Origin of the sequence: Streptomyces javensis (assembly GCF_039525925.1) — a bacterium.
GTDB classification, from domain to species: domain Bacteria; phylum Actinomycetota; class Actinomycetes; order Streptomycetales; family Streptomycetaceae; genus Streptomyces; species Streptomyces asiaticus.
Window position 1 is genome coordinate 1 of record NZ_BAAAIF010000163.1, and the last position, 6,180, is coordinate 6,180.

A 6,180-nucleotide genomic window follows, 5' to 3' on the forward strand; every position below is an offset into this window, starting at 1 on the left:
CGCTCATCCAGCGGTGGCGCCGTCTGCTGGAGCAGGCCCTGACCGACCCCGACCGGCCCCTCAGCGACATCGACCTGCTCACCCCGACCGAGCGTGCCACCCTCCTCCACCAGGGCACCCCCGCCACCCACCCCTCACCCGCCGCCACCACCCTCCCCGCCCTCCTGGCCACCCAAGCCGCGCACACCCCCCACGCACCCGCCGTGACCCACAACGGCGACGTCACGACCTACGCGGAGCTCGATGCGCGAGCGAACAGGCTGGCCCGTGTGCTGATCGCCCGGGGAGTGGGGCCGGAGCGCGTGGTGGCCGTGTGCCTGCCCCGTACCGCAGAGGCGATCGTCGCCCTGCTGGCCGTCCTCAAAGCGGGCGGCGCCTATCTCCCGGTCGATACCGCGTACCCGGCCGAGCGGGTCGCGTTCATGCTGGGCGACGCCGGGCCCGTCGTGGTCCTGGCCGACTCCGACACCGCACGGCTTCTGCCGACGCCGACCCCAACCCCGACGCCGACCGCGACCCCGGCCTCGACCCCCGTCCCAGCGCCGGTGTGTGTGCTCGACTCCCCGGACATGGTGCGCGCCCGAGCCGAACAGGACGCCACCCCCGTGACAGACGCGGAGCGGCTGGGGCCGCTCACCGCCGGAAACCTGGCGTACGTCCTCTACACCTCAGGGTCCACGGGCACACCGAAGGGCGTGGCGGTGCAGCACTCCTCGGTGGTCGGGCTGATGGCCTGGGCCCGGGAGCGCTTCGGTCCCGAGCGGCTGTCGTCGGTGTTGCTGTCGACCTCGCTGAACTTCGACGTCTCGGTCTTCGAGCTGTTCGCACCGCTGACCATCGGTGGCCAGGTGGAACTCGTCGACCACCTTCCGGCGCTGGTGGAGCGGGGCGGCTGGTCCGGCGGACTGATCAGCGGGGTGCCGTCGGTCGTCGCGCAGGTACTCGGCTCCGGCGCCCGCCTTTCCGCGCACGATGTGGTGTTCGCCGGCGAAGGGCTGCCGGCGCGCGTGTTCAACGAGGTCAGGCAGGCCATACCGGGCGCTCGGATAGCGAACGTCTACGGACCGACCGAGGCCACGGTCTACTGCCTGGAGTGGCACTCGGCCGGGGAGGAGACGCTCACCCGCCCGGCGCTGACGGGCACACCCCTGCCGGACACCTCCGTCTACGTCCTGGACGCCGAGCTGAAACTGGTCCCGCCAGGGGTCGCGGGGGAGCTGTACATCGCCGGTCCGGGGCTGGCCCGGGGCTATCTCGCCCGCGCCGGACTGACGGCGCGGCGCTTTGTCGCCGATCCCTACGGGCCGCCCGGCACCCGCGCCTACCGCACCGGTGACCTGGTGCGATGGACTGCGGACGGCCAGCTCGACTACCTGGGCCGCGCCGATGAGCAGGTGAAGGTGCGAGGGATCCGCATCGAGCCCGGTGAGGTGGAGGGCGTGGTGGCCGCGCATCCCTCGGTGGGCCACGTGGCGGTGGTGGTGCGCGAGGACCGTCCGGGCGACCGGCGGCTGGTGGCCTATGTGGTCCCGGCCACCGAGACCCACCCGCACCCGTACCCGCACCCGCCCGTGGCCAGGTCCGAGGACGGCAACCTGGCCCCGGCGGGTCCGGCCCCGGCGAGCCCCGACGTGGCGGCGCTCCGCGCGTTCGTACGGGAGCGAGTGCCCGAGTACATGGTGCCCGCGGCGTTCGTGATCCTGGACCGGCTGCCCGTCAACCCCAACGGCAAGCTCGACCGAGGCGCCCTGCCCGCACCGGAGTTCACCTCCCGGGCCTCCGGCCGCGCACCGCGCACGGCGGTGGAGAAGACCCTGTGCGGACTGTTCCAACAGGTCCTGGGCGTGCCAGCGGTGGATGTCGAGGACGGCTTCTTCGACCTGGGCGGCGACAGCATCTCCTCCATCCAACTGGTCAGCCGGGCGAGGTCGGCCGGGGTGGTGATCACCGCTCGGGACGTGTTCCTGCGGAAGACCGTGGCCGGACTGGCTTCCGTGGCGCAAGCGGCGCAAGCGGCGAAGGCGGCGGATGCGGCGAAGGCGGCGGAGGGAGCCGGGACGGTGGCTCCGGTGGCGGACACCGGGGTCGGCGAAGTGGCCACGACCCCCATCATGGAGTGGCTGCGCGAACGGAGCGGCCCGGTCGGCGAGTTCTGCCAGGCGATGCTGGTGACCGTACCCGCAGGGATCGGCACGGACCGGCTGAGCAAGGTGTTGCGGGCCGTGACCGACCACCATGACGTGCTGCGGCTGCGGGTGACGGACCGCGACGGAGGGCGGTGGTCGCTCGAGGTGCCCCCGGCCGGATCCGTGGACGCCACGGCGCGGGTGCGCCAGGTGTCCGGTGGCGCGGACGGACACGTAGGGCGGCGGCTGCTCCAGGAGGAGTTCTCGGCGGCCCGGAGGCGGCTGGACCCGTGGTCCGGTGTGATGTGGCAGGCGGTGTACTTCGACGCCGGACCGGACCGTCCGGGCCGGGTGCTGCTGGTGCTGCACCATCTGGTGGTGGACGGGGTGTCCTGGCGGATCCTGCTGCGGGATCTGCGAGCCGCCTGGGACGCGGTCGCGGCCGACCGGCCGGTGGCGCTGGAGCCGGTGGGCACCTCGTTCCGCCGGTGGGCCGAACTGCTGACGGCCGAGTCGTGCGCCCCCGCCAGGGAGGCCGAGTCGCGGTGGTGGGAGCGGACCCTCGCCGACGTACGACCCCTCGCCGAGGTACGACCCCTCACCGACGTACGACCGCTTGCGGACGGGGGCCAGCCTTGGCGGGAGACGGCGGCCGCCGGGCCCGGCACCGCGAGTCTCACCCTGCGGCTTCCCGCCCCGGACACCGAACCCTTGCTGGGGCGGGTGCCCGCCGTATTCCACGCGGGAGTGCAGGATGTGCTGCTCGCCGCGTTCGCGGTGGCCGTCGACGCCTGGCGCGTCCGCCATGGGCGGGCCGGCGCGGACGAGCCGGTGGTGGTGGACGTGGAAGGACACGGCCGTTCGCACCGCCTGGCCACGGACGTCGACTTGGCCCGTACGGTCGGCTGGTTCACCACCCTCTACCCCGTGCGGCTTGAGGCGGGCCCGGCCACGTGGGAGGACGTCACCGGCGCGGGCCCCGGTCTGGGACGTGCGGTCAAACGTGTGAAGGAGCAGCTGCGGGCCGTACCGGACCAGGGACTGGGCTACGGGTTGCTGCGCCACCTCAACCCCCGTACCGGCCCCCGGCTCGCCGCGCTCCCCACCCCGGACATCGGCTTCAACTACCTGGGCCGCTTCGCCGAGACCGACCGCGAGGAACCGTGGATGCCGTCGGCCGTCGACGACGGCGGGGTCCTGTCGGGGGCCGGTGATGACGCCGGCCTGCCACCGGCCCACGTGCTGGAGCTGAACGCCGTCACCGTCGACACCTCGCGGGGCCCTCGCCTGACGGCGACCTGGTCCTGGGCGGAGGGAGCGCTCACCCAGCGCGAGGTGGACGACCTCGCGCACACCTGGTTCCGTGTCCTCCGGGCCGTCACCGAACACGCCGACCTGCCGGGCGCCGGAGGGCTCACCCCCTCCGATGTGAAACCGGCCGCGCTGACCCAGGAGGACATCGAACGCGTCGAAACGGCCTGCGCACCGGCCGCGGTGAGCGACATCCTGCCGCTGACCCCCCTCCAGGAAGGGCTGCTCTTCCACGCCCTCTACGACGCCGGAGCCACCGACGACTACGTCGTCCAGCTCGGCCTCGACATCGACGGACCGCTGGACCGCCACGCCCTGCGCGAGGCGGCCGAGGCGCTGCTGCGCCGCCATCCGAACCTGCGTGCGGGCTTCTGGCACGAGGGGCTGGAGCGCCCGGTCCAGTTCGTGCCCGCCACCGTGGCGCTCCCCTGGCAGGAGATCGACCTACGGCAACTGAACGGCGACGGGCAGCTGGGTGGCGACGGGCAGCTGGGTGGCGACCGGCAGCGGGAGGAACTGCGCGCGGTGGCGGAGGCCGAACGCGACCGGCGGTTCGAGCCGACCGCTCCGCCGCTCCTCCGCCTCACCCTGATACGGCTCGGCGACCACCGCCACCACCTCCTGCTCACACACCATCACCTGCTGCTGGACGGCTGGTCGCTGCCGGTGGTGATGCGCGATCTGTTCCAGCTCTACCGGGATCGGGGCATGGCGGGCGAGCTGACGCCCCTCACTCCCTACCGCGACTTCCTCACCTGGCTGTCGGAACGGGACGAGCGGGACCGGGGCGCCGCGGAGACCGCGTGGCGGCAGGTGCTCGACGGAGTGGAGGGCCCGACGCTCATCGCTCCCGCCTCGAGCCCGTCCGGGGCGCCGGGCCCGTCCGGCGCCCCGGGCCCGTCCGGCGCCCCGGGCCCGTCCCGCGCCCCGGGTCCTCCCGAGGAGGTCCTGACGGAGCTGTCCCCGGAAGCCACATCCGCGCTGACCGCGCTCGCACGCGGCCGGGGGTGGACGGTCAACACCCTCGTCCAGGGTGCGTGGGCCATCCTCCTCGGCAAGCTCACCGGGAGCGATGATGTCGTCTTCGGGACCACCGTGTCCGGCCGTCCCCCGGAGCTTCCCGGGGTGGAGAACATGGTCGGGCTCTTCATCAACACCCTCCCGGTGCGACTCCGCCTGGACCCCGCCGAACCCCTCTCCTCCCTGCTGACCAGGGCGCAGGAGCAGGCGTCCCGGCTCGTCGAGCACCAGCACCTCGGCCTGACGGACATCCACCGCCTGGCAGGTCACCACCAACTCTTCGACACGCTCGTACTCTTCGAGAACTACCCCCTCGACCCGGAAGCGCTGCGCTCCCCGTCCGACGGGCTGCGGGTAGCCGGAGTCGAGGGCCACGACGCCACCCACTACCCCCTGTGCCTGGTCGCCACGCAGCAGCGCTCCCTGCGCCTCCGCCTGGACTACCGCCCGGACGCCCTCGACCGCTCCACCGTCGCCTCGCTCGCCCGCCGTCTGGAACGCCTGCTCACGGCGATGACCGCCGACCCCGACCGGCCACTCGCCGCCCTCGACCTGCTGACCGTGGCGGAACGACGGCAACTTGCCGCGCCGAACAACACCGAGGCCACCCTGCCGCCGTCCACCGTGGTCGAACTGCTCTCGTCGCGGGCGGCACGCACCCCGGACGCACGCGCCCTGATGGCGGACGGCACGGTACTGACCTACGCGCGACTCCACGCGCGGGCGAACCGGTTGGCCCGCGTGCTCATCGAGCGCGGTGCGGGCCCGGAGCAGGTGGTGGCCCTCTCGCTGCCCCGGTCCGCGGACATGGTCGTGGCATTGCTGGCCGTCATGAAGACGGGGGCGGCCTATCTACCCCTCGACCCGGATCAACCTGCCGAACGGGCCCGCTTCATGCTCCACGACGCGGCCCCCGTCGCCTTCGTCACCACCGAGGCCGGGGCGGCGAAGCTGTCGGGGGCCGGGGCCTCGGTGCCGTGCCTCCTGCTGGACGCCGCCGACACCGAGGCCGCCCTGCGGGACCGCTCGGACGCCGACATCGACGACGCCGAACGGACGGCCCCGCCCCACCCGCTGAACACGGCGTACGTCATCTACACCTCGGGCTCCACCGGGCGTCCGAAGGGCGTCCTCGTGACGCAGCGGTCCCTGCTGAACCTGCTGGTGGGCATGGTCGACGAGCTGGGCCTGGTACCGGAGGACCGCTGGCTCGCGGTCACCACCAGCACCTTCGACATCGCCGCGCTCGAACTGCTCGGCCCGCTGCTGGCCGGTGCCACCGTCGTCTTGGCGGCGACGGACGAGGTCCACGACCCGGCGCGGCTGTCCCGGCTGCTGACCGAGAGCGGCACGACGGTCATGCAGGCCACGCCCACCCTGTGGGCGGCACTGCTGGAACACCACCGAACCGATTTGACCGGCGTACGCATCCTGACCGGCGGTGAGGCGCTGCCCACGGCCCTGGCTCACGAGATGCGGGACCGCGCGGCCGATGTCGTCAACGTCTACGGTCCGACGGAGACCACCATCTGGTCCACGCTCTCCCGCTGCTCTGACGATGGGGTGCCGACCATCGGTGGACCGATCGCCAATACGCGGGTGTATGTGGTGGATGGTGGGCTGGGCTTGGTGCCGGTGGGTGTGGTGGGTGAGTTGTATGTGGCGGGTGTGGGGTTGGCGCGGGGGTATGTGGGGCGTGCGGGGTTGTCGGCGGAGCGGTTTG

1 protein-coding gene is annotated in these 6,180 nt (G+C 73.0%); it reads left to right on the top strand.

Going from position 1 to position 6,180, the window contains the following annotated elements:
* A partial coding sequence (locus tag ABD329_RS47075; RefSeq protein WP_344318170.1) for an amino acid adenylation domain-containing protein occupies positions 1-6,180 on the top strand: 6,180 nt, incomplete at both ends.